14 protein-coding genes and 1 tRNA gene are annotated in these 13,784 nt (G+C 67.2%); 2 read left to right on the top strand and 13 right to left on the bottom strand.

Annotation, left to right across the window (positions count from 1 at the left end; genetic code table 11):
- Positions 1-12 precede the first annotated feature (12 nt).
- Complete coding sequence (locus tag ACE3QW_RS21215) at positions 13-765, top strand: carbonic anhydrase (protein ID WP_374253835.1); 753 nt, start codon at positions 13-15, stop codon at positions 763-765.
- A 110-nt stretch (positions 766-875) separates the two neighbouring features.
- Here ACE3QW_RS21215 and ACE3QW_RS21210 read toward each other — a convergent pair whose 3' ends face one another.
- The 5 genes from ACE3QW_RS21210 to ACE3QW_RS21190 all read right to left on the bottom strand — a co-directional run bounded on the left by ACE3QW_RS21210 (position 876) and on the right by ACE3QW_RS21190 (position 6,710).
- Complete coding sequence (locus ACE3QW_RS21210) at positions 876-1,280, bottom strand: hypothetical protein (protein ID WP_374253833.1); 405 nt, start codon at positions 1,278-1,280, stop codon at positions 876-878.
- A gap of 157 nt (positions 1,281-1,437) precedes the next feature.
- The gene (rpsA, locus tag ACE3QW_RS21205) at positions 1,438-3,165 is read right to left on the bottom strand and encodes a 30S ribosomal protein S1 (protein ID WP_374253831.1); all 1,728 of its coding nucleotides are present in this window, start codon (positions 3,163-3,165) and stop codon (positions 1,438-1,440) included.
- 345 nt (positions 3,166-3,510) lie between these two features.
- Positions 3,511-4,035, bottom strand: a complete 525-nt coding sequence (locus tag ACE3QW_RS21200) for a universal stress protein (RefSeq protein WP_374253829.1) — start codon at positions 4,033-4,035, stop codon at positions 3,511-3,513.
- A gap of 102 nt (positions 4,036-4,137) precedes the next feature.
- Positions 4,138-5,700 (bottom strand): M48 family metalloprotease, encoded by a 1,563-nt coding sequence (locus tag ACE3QW_RS21195; protein WP_374253827.1) that lies wholly within the window; start codon positions 5,698-5,700, stop codon positions 4,138-4,140.
- 8 nt (positions 5,701-5,708) lie between these two features.
- A complete protein-coding gene (locus ACE3QW_RS21190) occupies positions 5,709-6,710 on the bottom strand; it encodes a hypothetical protein (protein WP_374253826.1) in 1,002 nt (333 codons plus the stop codon).
- 106 nt (positions 6,711-6,816) lie between these two features.
- Between ACE3QW_RS21190 and ACE3QW_RS21185 the strand changes: the two genes are divergently transcribed.
- Positions 6,817-6,893 (top strand) — tRNA-Arg (locus ACE3QW_RS21185).
- Between the two features lie 371 nt (positions 6,894-7,264).
- On the opposite strand, the gene ACE3QW_RS21180 is transcribed toward ACE3QW_RS21185, so the two are convergent.
- From ACE3QW_RS21180 to hisB, 8 genes are all read right to left on the bottom strand, one after another.
- Positions 7,265-8,656: a carbohydrate porin gene (locus tag ACE3QW_RS21180; RefSeq protein ID WP_081837434.1), complete on the bottom strand. Its 1,392-nt coding sequence runs from the start codon at positions 8,654-8,656 to the stop codon at positions 7,265-7,267.
- 222 nt (positions 8,657-8,878) lie between these two features.
- Positions 8,879-9,850 (bottom strand): type I pantothenate kinase, encoded by a 972-nt coding sequence (gene coaA / locus ACE3QW_RS21175; protein WP_024280444.1) that lies wholly within the window; start codon positions 9,848-9,850, stop codon positions 8,879-8,881.
- 16 nt (positions 9,851-9,866) lie between these two features.
- Positions 9,867-10,193: a phosphoribosyl-ATP diphosphatase gene (locus ACE3QW_RS21170; protein ID WP_029555356.1), complete on the bottom strand. Its 327-nt coding sequence runs from the start codon at positions 10,191-10,193 to the stop codon at positions 9,867-9,869.
- 135 nt (positions 10,194-10,328) lie between these two features.
- Complete coding sequence (gene hisF / locus ACE3QW_RS21165; RefSeq protein ID WP_024280446.1) at positions 10,329-11,102, bottom strand: imidazole glycerol phosphate synthase subunit HisF; 774 nt, start codon at positions 11,100-11,102, stop codon at positions 10,329-10,331.
- Between the two features lie 7 nt (positions 11,103-11,109).
- Positions 11,110-11,847, bottom strand: a complete 738-nt coding sequence (hisA, locus tag ACE3QW_RS21160) for a 1-(5-phosphoribosyl)-5-[(5-phosphoribosylamino)methylideneamino]imidazole-4-carboxamide isomerase (RefSeq protein WP_081762729.1) — start codon at positions 11,845-11,847, stop codon at positions 11,110-11,112.
- Complete coding sequence (gene hisH / locus ACE3QW_RS21155) at positions 11,835-12,434, bottom strand: imidazole glycerol phosphate synthase subunit HisH (RefSeq protein ID WP_245279424.1); 600 nt, start codon at positions 12,432-12,434, stop codon at positions 11,835-11,837. Before hisH ends, hisA begins: the two co-directional genes overlap by 13 nt.
- Before the next feature lie 60 nt (positions 12,435-12,494).
- Positions 12,495-12,980 (bottom strand): DUF2628 domain-containing protein, encoded by a 486-nt coding sequence (locus tag ACE3QW_RS21150; RefSeq protein WP_374253823.1) that lies wholly within the window; start codon positions 12,978-12,980, stop codon positions 12,495-12,497.
- Positions 12,981-13,026: 46 nt separating this feature from the next.
- The gene (hisB, locus tag ACE3QW_RS21145; protein WP_024280450.1) at positions 13,027-13,620 is read right to left on the bottom strand and encodes an imidazoleglycerol-phosphate dehydratase HisB; all 594 of its coding nucleotides are present in this window, start codon (positions 13,618-13,620) and stop codon (positions 13,027-13,029) included.
- Positions 13,621-13,784 lie beyond the last annotated feature (164 nt).

The following is a 13,784-nucleotide window of genomic DNA, read 5'->3' as shown; positions in this document are numbered from 1 at the left end:
AGGGGCAATTCAATGACCATCAATCGTCGCACGCTGCTTGCGGGCCTTGTCGCCTGCCCGGTCTGCGCCAACGCCGCCCGCGCTTCCGAGGGAGCGCACTGGACCTATGAAGGCCACGGCGGACCGCAGGAATGGGGTTCGCTCGAAAAGGGATTTTCGGCCTGCTCGGTGGGCAGCCAGCAATCGCCGATCAATCTCGAAGGCGCCGTCAAGGCGGAGAGCGCCGGCCCGGTGCTTGCCTGGAAGCCGTTCGCCTACAAGGTCGTGAACAACGGCCATACCATCCAGGCCGACGTGACCGGCGACGGGGGCACCGCCACCATGGGCGGTAAGACCTACGCGCTCAAGCAGTTCCACTTCCACGCGCCGAGCGAGCACGCCATCGACGGCAAGCGCACCGCCATGGAGGCCCATTTCGTCCATGCGGCGCCCGAAGGCGGACTGCTGGTGGCCGGTGTGTTCATGGTGCCCGGCGCGGCCAATGCCGGCTTCTCCTCGATCATGGCTGCCGCGCCGCGCAAGACCGGGGACAAGACGCTGGCTGCGCCGCTCGATCCGGCCGGCTTCCTGCCGTCGGCGCGCGGTACCTATCGCTACGAGGGGTCGCTGACCACGCCGCCCTGCTCGGAAATCGTGGACTGGAACGTGTTTGGGGCGCCCATCGAGGTGGCGCAGGCGGACATCGACGCCTTCCGCGCCATCTTCCCCATGAACGCCCGCCCGCTGCAGGCGGTGAACCGGCGCTTCCTGCTGCGTCTCAACTGAAGCAGGGGCTGGGACAAGGGGCGCCGCCACAGCGGCGCGCCTACGCGCTTTTCACTGGGGGAGGACGCCACGCCCTCCCCAGCCGCATCAGGCGCGGCGTGCCGTCAGCTTCACTTGGCGATGAGCAGCAGAAGCTGCTGGCCGGCGGGGGAATCCAGCTCGGCCTCGGTCAGCTTGCCGTCCTTGTTGGCATCGGCATCGTTGAAGCGCTTGCGCACGATGATGAGCCACTCGTCCAGCTCCAGGGTCTTGTCGCCGTCCTTGTTCACGGCGGCCCAATCCTCGTCGGTCAGCCGGCCCTTGGTCTCGGCGGCCTCGAGGGTCTTGTCCTTGTCCGGATTGATGGCCTTGAACACCTTGGTCCCGAGGTCGATGGCCTCGACGATCTCGACGGTGCTGTCCTTGTCCTTGTTGTACTTGCGAAGGAACTCCTTGCCGGTGAGGGCGAAGGCCGAACCCGTGGCGGCGAGCGAGACCGCGGCGACGACGCCGAGGGAAATTATCCTGCGCTTCATGGCAAACCTCCCATTGACAACCAAGACTTGGATACTTCCGTGCTGATCCCAGCACAAGGATGCCAGTCGGCGTCTGAATGGCGCATGGGTTGAAAAAAAGGCCGGTGCAATGCACCGGCCCTTCGTTTTTTCAGAGAAGTCCGATCGCGTGGAGCGATCAGTCTTCCTTGTCCGCCTCCTCGGCGGTGTCGGCCGTGTCGGCGGCGCGCTGCTTCAGCGCGGCACCCAGGATATCGCCGAGCGAAGCGCCCGAATCCTGCGAGCCGAACTGGGCCACGGCCTCACGCTCTTCCGCGATCTCCATCGCCTTGATGGAGACCTGCACCTTGCGCGCCGTGCGGTCGAACAGGGTGACGCGGGCGTCGAGCTTGTCGCCGACCGAGAAGCGCTCGGGGCGCTGGTCGTTGCGGTCGCGAGCGAGCTCGGAGCGCTTGATGAAGGCGGAGAGGTCGGTGCCGGTGAGCTTCACCTCGATGCCGCCGTCCTTCACGTCGGTGACTTCGCAGGTCACGACAGCACCCTTCTTCACCTCGCCCGCGTCGGCGAAGGGATCGCCGGCCAGCTGCTTGATGCCGAGCGAGATGCGCTCCTTCTCGACGTCCACGTCGAGCACCACGGCCTTCACCATGTCGCCCTTGCGGTATTCGTCGATCACCTGCTCGCCCGGACGGTTCCAGTCGAGGTCGGAGAGGTGGACCATGCCGTCCACATCGCCGTCGAGGCCGAGGAACAGGCCGAACTCGGTCTTGTTCTTGACCTCGCCTTCCACCACGGCGCCGGGCGCATACTTCTCGGCGAAGGCCTCCCAGGGGTTCTGGAGGGTCTGCTTGAGGCCGAGGGAGATGCGGCGCTTGGCCGAATCCACTTCCAGCACCTGAACCTCGACCTCCTGGGAGGTGGAGACGATCTTGCCGGGGTGGACGTTCTTCTTGGTCCACGACATCTCGGAGACGTGGATGAGGCCCTCGATGCCGGGCTCCAGCTCCACGAACGCGCCGTAGTCGGTGATGTTGGTGACGCGACCCTTGAAGCGGGCCTCCACCGGATACTTGGCCTCGATGCCCTCCCAGGGATCTCCCAGAAGCTGCTTCATGCCGAGCGAGATGCGGTGGGTCTCGTGGTTGATCTTGATGATCTTGACCTTCACCGTCTGGCCGATGTTGAGCACCTCGGTCGGGTGGTTCACGCGGCGCCAGGCGATGTCGGTGACGTGCAGCAGGCCGTCGATGCCGCCGAGGTCAACGAACGCACCGTAATCGGTGATGTTCTTGACCACGCCGTCGATGGCCTGACCCTCTTCGAGGTTCTGCACCAGCTCGTGGCGCTGCTCGGCGCGGGTCTCTTCCAGCACGGTACGGCGGGAGACGACGATGTTGCCGCGACGGCGATCCATCTTGAGGATCTGGAAGGGCTGCTGGTTGTGCATCAGCGGGCCGACGTCGCGGATCGGGCGGATGTCCACCTGGGAGCGCGGCAGGAAGGCCACGGCGCCGTCGAGGTCGACGGTGAAGCCGCCCTTCACCTGGTTGAAGATCACGCCGAAGACCTTCTCGTTGGCCGTGAAGGCCTTCTCGAGCTTGACCCAGCTCTCCTCGCGGCGCGCCTTGTCGCGCGAGAGGACGGCTTCGCCCATGGCGTTCTCGACGCGCTCGAGATAGACCTCGACCTCGTCACCCACCTTGATGGCGTTCTCGCGGCCGGGGCCGGCGAACTCGCGCAGGGCGACACGCCCTTCCGTCTTCAGGCCGATATCGATGATCGCCAGATCCTTCTCGATGGCGACCACGATGCCCTTGACCACCGAACCTTCATTGGTGTCGGCGCGGCCGAAGCTCTCGTCGAGCAGGGCGGCAAAATCCTCACGGGTGGTTTCTACGGCGGACATTCACGCTCCAGACTTGCTGCGCCGGCATCTCGTGTTGCGAGGCCCGAACCGCTCGGGTGTCCGCCATTCCAGGGGAATGACGAACGGCCGCCGCAAAAGCGGCGGGCCGGCGCGAAGGCCGGGCGGCACAGGCGATGAATTGAGTGTCGATGCGCGCTCACAGAAAGCCAGGGCGGGCTGCCTCCGACGATCAGGACCGCGTATACCGCCGGTCCCTGCCCGCCCGGGCGGCTCCCCGCTTGAGGGAGCGCGGCCACGAACCGGGCTCACATAGGGCAAAAACCCCGCTGGCGCAAGGGCTCGCGCAATCCTGCTCCCACAAGGCTGGCCGTCCGGAAGACGCGCTCAGCGTCCAGGGGCGAGGAAGGCCGGGCTGGGCTCGGGCCACTCCACACTGCCCGCGGGCTTGGCCTGGACGGCGGGGGCGACCTCCTCCCGCACCACCAGCACGGGGAGGCCCGAGTGGGTGAGCACCTTGGTGGTCTCGCTGCCCAGCACAACGGCAGAAAGGCCCCGGCGGCCGTGGGAAGCCATCACGATCAGGTCGCAGCCCTCGGCCTCGGCGGTGGTGATGATGCCGTTGAAGGGCTGGTCGTCCTCCACATGCACCTGCTTCGCCTCGACGCCCGCTGCGGCGGCGGTGGCGGCGGCCCGGGAGAGCACCGCCTCGGCCTTGCGCCCGGTCTGGCGCCGATATTCGGCTTCCGTGTCGGCGATCTGGTCGGCTTCGGTGCTGAAAAGATGAAAGCGCTCGCTGGCGGTAACGATCACAAGCGCCGCGTGGAGCGCCGCGGCGAGCGCGACGGCATGGGAGACCGCAAGGTCCGACAGCGCCGAGCCGTCGGTGGCGACGAGAATCTTCTTGTACATGGCTCCCTCCCGCAACGAGAGCCGAGATCATAGCAGCGGGGGGCGGCATAGCGGCTTGCGCGCCATCAAATCGCCGGGAGCGGCGAATAGGGCACCCGCCCCTCAGTCGGCGATGATCTTGACCTTCTCGCCATATTTCAGCCGGGCATTCGCATCGAGCCCGTTGAGGATGAGGAAGCGCTCCACCGGGCGGTCGGGCACCTGCATCTTGCCGGCGATCTTCTCCACATTGTCGCCGAGCCCCACCTGGACGATGCGCACGCGCAGCGGCTTCACCGTGTCCGCCTCTCCCGAGGAGACGCGGCGGAAGGTGTCAGCGGCGGCGCGGAACTGCTTGTCCAGCTCCGGCGTCAGCTCGCGGGCGGCGAAGATGAGGCGGTAGACGTCCGAGCCGAAGCGGATGGCGAACATGCGGAACGACCATTGGTCGCCGCGCGCCACCGCCGTCGCCGCGCTGAAGCCGTTCACGGTGAGCGATTCGACCGTGTTGATCTCCACCCCGTCTATCCAGCCGGACGAGAGATATTGCCCCAGGGACTGGTCGGCGGGGATGCGCACCGCATCGAGCCGCAGCGCCTCGCGGCCGGTCTGAGTGGCGCCGAGCACCGCCTGGGAGGTGTTCTCCAGCGAGAAGCCTTCCGGCGCCATGAAAGTGAAGCCGAGCTTGGGGTGCAGGAACTTGCGGCCGCGGACGAAGCCTTCCTTGGGATCGTCGCCATAGACCATGCCGTTGATGACGCTGAAATAGGCGCTGCGGTCCCGCTCGCCGTCCGACGGCCCCGCCGCCGGCGCATATTGGCGGGCATTGGCGATGGCGATGGAGATGCGCTCGGGCGTCGCCGGGTGGGACGAGAGGAAGTCCATGTCCGGCGTGGTGGAGGACGAGCCGGAGAAGGCCGTGCTCTTCATCTCCGAGAAGCGACCCATGTCGGTCAGGAAGCGCGAGGCGCCATAAGGGTCAAAGCCCGCGCGCGCGGCGATGCCGACGCCGATGGCGTCCGCCTCCAGCTCCTGCCCGCGATTGAACGAGGCGAGCGTGCGCCGGCTCTTCTGCATGGCGAGCGCGCCGAGATCGGGATCGTTCACCACGTCCGAGATGACGCGGCTCACCAGCACCGCCTGCTTCACCTGGTCCTCACGGATGGTGGCGTGGCGGGCGATGACGTGGGCCATCTCGTGAGCGAGCACCGAAGACAGCTCGGACGTGTCATTGGCCAGCGCCAGCAGGCCGCGCGTCACGTAGAGTGAGCCGTCCGGCAGGGCAAAGGCGTTGATGGCCGGCGAGTTCAGCACGGTAACGCGGTATTTCAGGTCCGGCCGCTCGGAGGCCGCGACAAGGCGCTCCACCACCTTCTGGATCAGCGCCTTGAGCTCGGGATCGTCATAGGCCCCGCCATAGCTCGCCACGAGCTTTTCATGCTCGCGCCGCTGGCTGGGCGACATATCGGCGAATTCGGATGCCGCGCCGGTAGAGGCGAGCGGCACGCTCACCTGATCGAGGTCGATGCCGGCGCACCCGGTGAGCCACAGGGGGAGCGCGACGGCGGCACAGGCGAACAGCGCGCGCAGGCCGGTGCGCCGGACAAGCGCGCGCGCAGGCGCTTCCGCCCGAACCCGCCTCGCCGCACCCTGCCCTCTCAGCGCCTCACCCACCCAGCACCTCATGCTTCCGTTCACCGCTCCCGGCGCCTCGACGGCAGCGCCTGAGCATCGGGCAGGTTTTCGACCTTGCCCTCAATGCGCAGCACCTCGCCCCGCCGCCGCGGCGCCATGGCCGGTCCACCCTCCTCGCGGACGACGCCCCTTACCTGGATAAGGGCTCCGCGCAAGATGGCAGGATCGAGCCTATCGCCCAAGATTGTGGCGAAATCCTCCCTCGTCAGCATGACAGTGAAATCTTGCTTCCAGCTTGCCCCGAAATTCAGAAAAATCCGGTCGCGTCCGCCGACGGCGAGCACCCTTCCTTCTGTAACGGAAAAAAGGCCGCGCCGTTCCGCCATGGCCTTTTCATCGCCGGACGGGGCGACCGCCGAGGCCAGGCTCCAGATGCCCCGGCGGGCGATGCGCGCCTCCGCTTCGGCAGAAAGGCGCTGGGCGGCACAGACGGTATCACCGTCCGCGGTGGCATAGCCTGCCCCGGCCCGAACCAGCGCCGTGGCAAGATCCTCCTGCCGGGCGTCTCCCGCCGCCGGACAGACGAGGTGCGCCGTCCCGGCAAGACGGCCGTGACGATCGAGCGTGGCCGTGGCCGGCGCAACCGCGCAGCCATCGAGCACCGAAGCCGCCGCATCCGCGGCGACCGCGAGCAGCTGCGGGTCGGGCGAGAGGCGGGTCGGCAAGGCGATGCCTTCCGGGGCGAGGCTCCGGCCGTCGGCGAGAACGAGCGCCCCCGCATCGCTCCAGCGCGCCACGCTCCCGGCCGCCTCCGTCCCGCCGCCTGCGCAATCGGTGGCCGCCGGAACGGCAGCCCTCTGCGCCGGGCGGGCGGCGGCAGGAGAGACGGTTTCGAGGATCAGCCCACCGGTAAGGGCCAGACCGCCCACCGCCAGAAGACGCGCCAGCGCCCGCAATGAATGCGTGTGGCTGCGCATCCCTGCGCGCATCGATGAATGGCCTAGCGTCATGCAGCAACGATAGCGGCAACCGCCCTCCGGATTGAAGGCCGACCCGATCAACTGTCCTTACGCCGCCTTACGCCAGCGTCCGGCTCCCGCCTCGGACGGGGGAAGCCGCCATCCGGCCCCTTCCCTCCCGGCGTGCCGCGATTTAGAAGGAGGGCGTGTCCCGGTAGCTCAGCAGGATAGAGCAGCGGTTTCCTAAACCGCAGGTCAGGGGTTCGAATCCCTTCCGGGACACCATATTTTTCAATGATTTAACCACGTTCTGCGCATCAGCGAACAGGTCCGCCTCGGCATGACCTATGTCGGCCAGTTCGCAGACAGCGTGACGGTCAATGCCTTCCGGGCCATCCTCCCGCGCCGCATCCAGCTGACGATCTGCGTCCTTGCGTCATGCTACTTGGTCGCATAGTTCGCAACGTGCATAACGCTATGGTTGCAGAGGCAAGGTTGGGGGCGAGAATGGGCAGGATCGGGCGCGTGGTGATCATGGCCGTGGTGCTGGCGGCGGTCGGCGGGTGTCAGCTCTCTAACCCGAGAATGATCGTGACTCCGCATGACCGGCCGTCGGGGCCGTTCCCCCAGCCGTGAACTGACGACCGGTCGCCCCCTCAGAAGGCGACCGTCGTGCGCAGGCCCACCACCCAGGCGTTTTCATTGACGGGCGAGGTGTAGCCGCCGGGATCGATGACGTATTGCAGCGAGGCCTTCAGGTTCAGCCAGCCCGTTGCCTGAAACCCGTAATAGGCTTCCAGCACGTATTCGTTGTGCTGCACATAGCCCGGGCCGAGCCCCAGCCAGTTGGCCTCGGCCTGCGCGGTTGCGAGCCGCGGATTGATGCCGGTCGTTCCGATGGCGAAGCCGATGTCGTCATCGGGGCGGCTTGCGAACGTGCCGTGCTGCTGAATGCCCCACGCCACCTGATAGAGCTGCGTGGAGGTCCGCGGGTCGGCATAGGTGAAGTTGAAGAAGCTCCACAATCCCTGCTTCGGGTTCGGCCCCTGGGCATTGCCGGTCAGCTGCTGGATGAAGGAAACATAGAAGCCGTAACGCCCATAATCCTGGGCATAGGGCAGCCCCGAGATGAGCTGGGGCTGTCCGTTGATGCTCGTGACGGCGTTATCCGCGGTCGCGGTATCGAACCATCCGCCGATCTTGTAGGTGCCCGACAGATTCCAGAGCGTCGGCGTCCATTTCAGCTCCAGGGGCACCAGCGCCCCCTCGGAACCGGACGGCCAGCTGGGCAGCAGCGCCCACTTCGCCTGAACCGACAAATAGGTCTGGTTTTCGTCGTAGACGGCGGCTGAAAAGGTCAGGTCATCGGTGAGATGGACCTTCAGGACGCCGCCCCACTGGCTGACCGGCCAGTTGAAAATATAGTTTCCGGCGATATTTCCCGGAACCGAGCCGCAGAAGGTCAGATTGATGAAATCGCAGCGCTCGAAGCCGAAATCGGCGCCGACGGCGAGACGGCCGACCTTGATGTCTACGGCGCCGTCGAACAAGGCCTGATTATAGTGGAAGTCCACGAGGCGGACGATGTTGCCGCGGCCATAGACCTCGTTCATCAGCATCAGCGCCGGAATGTTGGCGACTTCCGCGAGGTTGTCGCCCCAGCGGCCCACGAGCGTGATGCCGAAGGTGCCGCCGGTGATGTTGGCCAGCTTCTCCATGTCGAAGAGGGCCTGGATGGAGGCCTGGCCCGCATTGGCGCCCGTCTGCTGCGTACCGCCCGACAGGTTTCCGACCGTCTCGTTGACCAGCCCGCCGGAGATATCGATTCCCTGCTCCTTCAGCCGGCTCCGCCCCAGATCCCCGAACAGATAGGGCCGGGTCAGGAAATCGTCCGACGCGACAGAGGACGGTGCCGCTGTGCCGGCCGCCGCAAGATCGCCCGCGAGAGCCGGAGCCGCGGCGGATACCAAAAGCGCGGGAATGAGCGCGAGCCGTGTCTGCGCCGTCCGGCCGCAGGCACGGCGACCTCGATCGTCAGATCGCCTCATCCGCCCTATTCCCATCCAGAGAGCCTACAGAAAACGCAGAATCGCCTGCGTAGAATGCACGTTTCCGCGCCTGTCGGACCTGTCTGAACGAAAAGAAGAGCTAAATACCAACGAAGTCGCCGCTCCGTTACCACTCCGGCCAAGCTTCGATGGTCGACCGCGGGTTCATGCCGCCAAAATCACGGCGAACGGTCCGTCACGCGCCCGTCCGGGGGCATCGTTTCACAGTCGCCTGAGGCTCACCTCGGCCACTTCGTGGCGGCCGGCCTTGCGCAGGATGAGGTCGGCGCGCTGGCGGGTGGGCAGAATGTTGTCCTGCAGGTTGACGAGGTTGATCCGCCGCCAGATGGAGAGCGCGGTCGCCTGCGCTTCGTCGTCGGAGAGCTGCGAATAGCGGTGGAAGTAGGAGAGCGGGTCGGTGAAGGCGGTCTCGCGCAGGCGCATGAAGCGCTCCACGTACCAGCGCTCGATCACGTCCTCGTCTCCGTCGATATAGACCGAGAAGTCGAAGAAGTCGGAGACGAAAGGGATCGCCTTGCCATCCTTGGGCGGGCGCGTGGTCTGGAGCACGTTCAGCCCCTCCACGATGAGGATGTCCGGCCGGTCGATCTCCACATACTGGTCGGGCATCACGTCGTAGAAGAAGTGCGAGTAGAGCGGCGCGCGCACCGGCCGGCGGCCGGCCTTGATGTCGGTGAGGAAGCGCAGCAGCAGCGCGACGTCGTAGCTCTCGGGAAAGCCCTTCTTCTCCATCAGCCCCTCGCGCTCGAGGATGGCGTTGGGCAGGAGGAAGCCGTCGGTGGTCACGAGGTCCACCTTGGGCGTGTTGGGCCAGCGGGCGAGCAGCGCCTGCAGCACGCGCGCTGTGGTGGACTTGCCCACCGCCACCGAGCCGGCGACGCCGATGATATAGGGCATCTTCTGTTCGCCCGCCGCCTCGCCCTCGCGGTGGTCGAGGAAGTGGCTCATGGCGCGGTAGAGCTTCTGCGTCGCCGCCACATAGAGCGACAGCAAGCGCGACAGCGGGAGGTAGATCTCCTCCACCTCCTTCATGGAGAGGCGGACGCCGAGGCCTTCCAGCCGTGCGATCTCGTCCGGCCGCAACGTCATGGGCGTGTCGCGGCGCAGCTTCGCCCACTCCTCGCGGGAGAAGGAGCGATACGGGGAGAGGCCGGGGTCGATGGGCCGGTCCATGATCGCGATGTCTCTGTCAGGCGGTGGGACGGGCGGCTTTTTCGGCGAGACCGGACTGGGCGGTCCTCCGCGCAAGCTCGGCATGAATGTCGGCGAGGCTCACGCCACGGGCCTTGAGCACCACCATCAGGTGGTAAAGCAGGTCGCTCGCCTCGCCCACCAGATCCTTCTCGCTGCCGGAGACGGCGGCGATCACGGTCTCCACCGCCTCCTCACCCAGCTTCTGGGCGCATTTGGCGACGCCCTTGTCGAGCAGGGAGCGGGTGTAGGAGGAGCCGGCGTCCGCCGAGGCCCGCGCCGCGACGATGGCTTCGAGGTCGGCGAGGGAGAAGCTGTCGCTCATCGGGTCGGCCCCACAAAAAGGGTCAGGAACGAAGGCACTGAAGCATTTTCAGCGACTTGGGGAGCGGTTCGCATCAAGAAAATGCGAAAAACGGGTTAACCGGAAGCGCTGCGGCACCGCCGTTCCCGGCGCGGCTCAATCGAGCCGTACCGGAAGACCGGCCTCGGCCAGCCGGTCCTTGGCCTCGCGCACCGTGAAGGTGCCGAAGTGGAAGATCGAGGCAGCGAGCACCGCCGAGGCGCCGCCATCCCGGATGCCCTCCACCAGATGGTCGAGGATGCCGACGCCGCCGGAAGCGATGACCGGCACATGCACCGCATCCGCCACCGCCCGGGTCAGCGCGCAGTCGAAGCCCTGTCCGGTGCCGTCGCGATCCATGGAGGTGAGCAGGATCTCCCCGGCACCGAGGTCCACCACCTCGCGGGCATACTGGATGGCGTCGATGCCGGTGGGGTTGCGACCGCCATGGGTGAAGATCTCCCAGCGGTCCGTCTCGCCCGGCTGCGACACCTTCTTGGCGTCGATGGCGACGACAATGCACTGCTCGCCGAACTTCTCCGCCGCCTCGCCCACGAAGGCGCGGCGGTTCACGGCGGCAGTGTTGATGGAAACCTTGTCCGCCCCGGCATGGAGCAGGGTGCGCACATCGTCCACCGTGCGCACGCCGCCACCCACGGTGAGGGGCATGAAGCACTGCTCGGCGGTGCGGCGCACCACGTCGAGGATGGTGCCCCGGTTCTCGTGGCTGGCGGTGATGTCCAGGAAGGTGAGTTCGTCGGCCCCGGCGGCGTCATAGGCGCGCGCGGCCTCCACCGGATCACCGGCGTCGCGCAGGTCCACGAACTGGACGCCCTTGACCACGCGGCCGTCCTTCACGTCGAGACAGGGGATGACGCGAACCTTCAGCATGGCGCACCTATCGTCCCGCCACCAGCGCGAGGGCCTCGCGCGGGTCCAGCCGCCCGTCATAGAGGGCCCGGCCGGTGATGGCGCCTTCGAGCTTCTTCGCGCCCGGCGCGAGCAGTCCCTCGATATCCGCCAGGGAGGCAAGGCCGCCGGAGGCGATCACCGGCAGCGAGATGGCCTCGGCCAGCGCGATGGTGGCTTCGAGGTTGAGGCCCTTCAGCAGGCCGTCGCGGGCGATGTCGGTGTAGATGATGGCGGCGACGCCCGCATCCTCGAAGCGCCGGGCGATGTCCACGGCGGCAAGCTCGGACGTCTCCGCCCAGCCTTCCACCGCGACGTGCCCGTCGCGGGCGTCGAGGCCCACCACGATGCGGCCGGGATGGGCTTTCGCCGCCGCCTTCACGAAGTCCGGGTCGCGCACCGCGGCGGTGCCGAGGATGACGCGGGTGACGCCCTTTTCCAGCCAGCCTTCCACCGTGCGCATGTCGCGGATGCCGCCGCCGAGCTGCACCGGGATGGAGACCGTCTCGAGGATGCGGTCCACCGCCGCCGCGTTCACCGGCTTGCCGGCGAAGGCGCCGTCGAGGTCTACGAGATGCAGGTAGCGGAAGCCGAGGCTCTCGAACTCCTCCGCCTGGGCGGCAGGGTCGCGGTTGAACACGGTGGCCCGCGCCATGTCGCCCTGTTCGAGGCGCACGGCGAGGCCGTCCTTGAGGTCGATGGCCGGAAAGAGGATCACGGATGCCACTTCAGGAAATTGGCGAGGAGCGCGAGGCCGAGGGTCTGGCTCTTCTCGGGATGGAACTGGGTGCCGGCGACATTGTCCCGCGCCACCGCGGCGGTGATGGTGCCGCCGTAGTCGGTGGTGGCGAGGAGGTCGATGCCGTCCGCCGGCTTGAGGTGATAGGAGTGGACGAAATAGGCATGGAGCCCGGACGCGCCGGTGGGAATGCCGGCGAGCAGCGGGTGCTCGCGCGCGATTTCCAGCGTGTTCCAGCCCATGTGCGGGATCTTGAGGGTCGGATCGTTGGGGGTGATGCGGTCCACCTCGCCGCGGATCCAGCCGAGGCCCTCGGTGACGCCGTGCTCCAGCCCGCGCTCGGCGAGAAGCTGGAGGCCCACGCAGATGCCGAGGAAGGGACGACCCCTGCCCTTCACCGCCTCGGTCATGGCCTCGACCATGCCCGGCACCGCATCCAGGCCCGCCCGGCAGTCGGCGAAGGCGCCGACGCCCGGCAGCACCACGCGGTCGGCGGTGCGCACCACCTCCGGGTCGCTGGTGACGACGACGCTCTGGCCGGCATCATGGGCGAGGCTCTGCGCCGCGCGCTCCATGGCCTTGGCGGCGGAGTGCAGGTTGCCGGAATTGTAGTCGATGATGGCGACGGTCACGCCTCAGGCTCCCGGAAAGGCGCCGATGACGCCGGATGAGCTGCCCGGAACCGGGAAGGACGGGCGAATGGCCGGAAGGGCGGAGGCGGCGCGGGCCGCGGGAAACAGGCCGTCCCATTCGGCAAAGAAGCGATGTTCCGCCTCGTCCCGGTCGGCGGCGACCACCACGGCGGCCTCCTCATAGCCGAGGCGCTCGAGCTTGCGCTGCCGCAGGCGCGGCAGTTCCAGGGCGAGGAGCACATGGAAGCCGATCATCACCGCGTTGCCGACCCCATCGGCGACGCCGACCCACACTTCCGCGAGGCCCATGAGGACCATCACCGCCACATAGGCGGCGAACACCAGCCACAGGCGGAAGCGCAGCAGCACGATAGGGGCGAAGAACAGCGTCACCCAGGAGAATTTCTCGCGCACGAACACGGTGCGCCCCGCCGCCTGCTCGGCGGTATCGCCGGGGACGGTGCGGGTCAGAACGGTCCAGCTGGCCATGGCTGCCTCGTCTCCTGCCTCGGTTCCTGCCTCGTCTCGGCCCGCCTCAGGTGCCCAGCGCGCCCTTGGTGGAGGGGATTTCCCCCGCCGCCGCCGGGTCCACCGCCACAGCCGCGCGCAGCACCCGGGCGAGGCCCTTGAAGCAGCTTTCCGCGATGTGGTGTGCGTTCACCCCGTACAGCGTCTCCACATGCAGGGTGACGCCGGCATTGGAGGCGAAGGCCTGGAAGAACTCCCGCACCAGCTCGGTGTCGAACTCGCCGATCTTCGGCACCGCGAACTCGGTGCGGAAGACAAGGAACGGCCGGCCGGAAATGTCGATGGCGACGCGGGTCAGCGTCTCGTCCATGGGCAGGAGCACGTCGGCATAGCGCGTGATGCCGCGCATGTCGCCGAGCGCCTTCTTGACCGCCTGGCCGAGCACGATGCCCACATCTTCGGTGGTGTGGTGGAAATCGATGTGGAGGTCGCCCACCGCCTTGATATCGAGATCGAAACGGGCGTGGCGGCCGAGCAGGTCCAGCATGTGGTCGAGGAAACCGACACCGGTGGCGACAGACGTCCGCCCCGTCCCGTCGAGGTCGACGGCGAGCGTGACGCTGGTCTCCTTGGTCTCGCGGACGATTTCGGCCTTGCGCATGGAACTCCTCCAAGGCTGCGGCTTCTATCAGCAACCTCGCTGCAACGCCATATGGCGATGAGATGACGGCGCGCGCGACGGAATGCTACGCCTTTCCCAGCGTCACCCGCCTCGCGCCGACGCGCCAACTATGGCATAGCGCACCCGTCAACCCGACGGGGATC

This window comes from Xanthobacter sp. (assembly GCF_041911315.1).
GTDB classification, from domain to species: domain Bacteria; phylum Pseudomonadota; class Alphaproteobacteria; order Rhizobiales; family Xanthobacteraceae; genus Xanthobacter; species Xanthobacter aminoxidans.
The sequence above is the reverse complement of the archived record's forward strand: the minus strand, read 5'-3'. Positions and strand labels throughout refer to the sequence as shown.

Coding starts and splice junctions, on each gene's coding strand:
- ACE3QW_RS21150 (WP_374253823.1), bottom strand. CDS start 12,980: ATGGCCAGCTGGACCGTTCTGACCCGCACCGTCCCCGGCGATACCGCC.
- ACE3QW_RS21200 (WP_374253829.1), bottom strand. CDS start 4,035: ATGTACAAGAAGATTCTCGTCGCCACCGACGGCTCGGCGCTGTCGGAC.
- ACE3QW_RS21170 (WP_029555356.1), bottom strand. CDS start 10,193: ATGAGCGACAGCTTCTCCCTCGCCGACCTCGAAGCCATCGTCGCGGCG.
- ACE3QW_RS21210 (WP_374253833.1), bottom strand. CDS start 1,280: ATGAAGCGCAGGATAATTTCCCTCGGCGTCGTCGCCGCGGTCTCGCTC.
- hisH (WP_245279424.1), bottom strand. CDS start 12,434: ATGGAGCGCGCGGCGCAGAGCCTCGCCCATGATGCCGGCCAGAGCGTC.
- hisF (WP_024280446.1), bottom strand. CDS start 11,102: ATGCTGAAGGTTCGCGTCATCCCCTGTCTCGACGTGAAGGACGGCCGC.
- ACE3QW_RS21215 (WP_374253835.1), top strand. CDS start 13: ATGACCATCAATCGTCGCACGCTGCTTGCGGGCCTTGTCGCCTGCCCG.
- ACE3QW_RS21195 (WP_374253827.1), bottom strand. CDS start 5,700: ATGAGGTGCTGGGTGGGTGAGGCGCTGAGAGGGCAGGGTGCGGCGAGG.
- rpsA (WP_374253831.1), bottom strand. CDS start 3,165: ATGTCCGCCGTAGAAACCACCCGTGAGGATTTTGCCGCCCTGCTCGAC.
- ACE3QW_RS21180 (WP_081837434.1), bottom strand. CDS start 8,656: ATGAGGCGATCTGACGATCGAGGTCGCCGTGCCTGCGGCCGGACGGCG.
- hisB (WP_024280450.1), bottom strand. CDS start 13,620: ATGCGCAAGGCCGAAATCGTCCGCGAGACCAAGGAGACCAGCGTCACG.
- coaA (WP_024280444.1), bottom strand. CDS start 9,850: ATGGACCGGCCCATCGACCCCGGCCTCTCCCCGTATCGCTCCTTCTCC.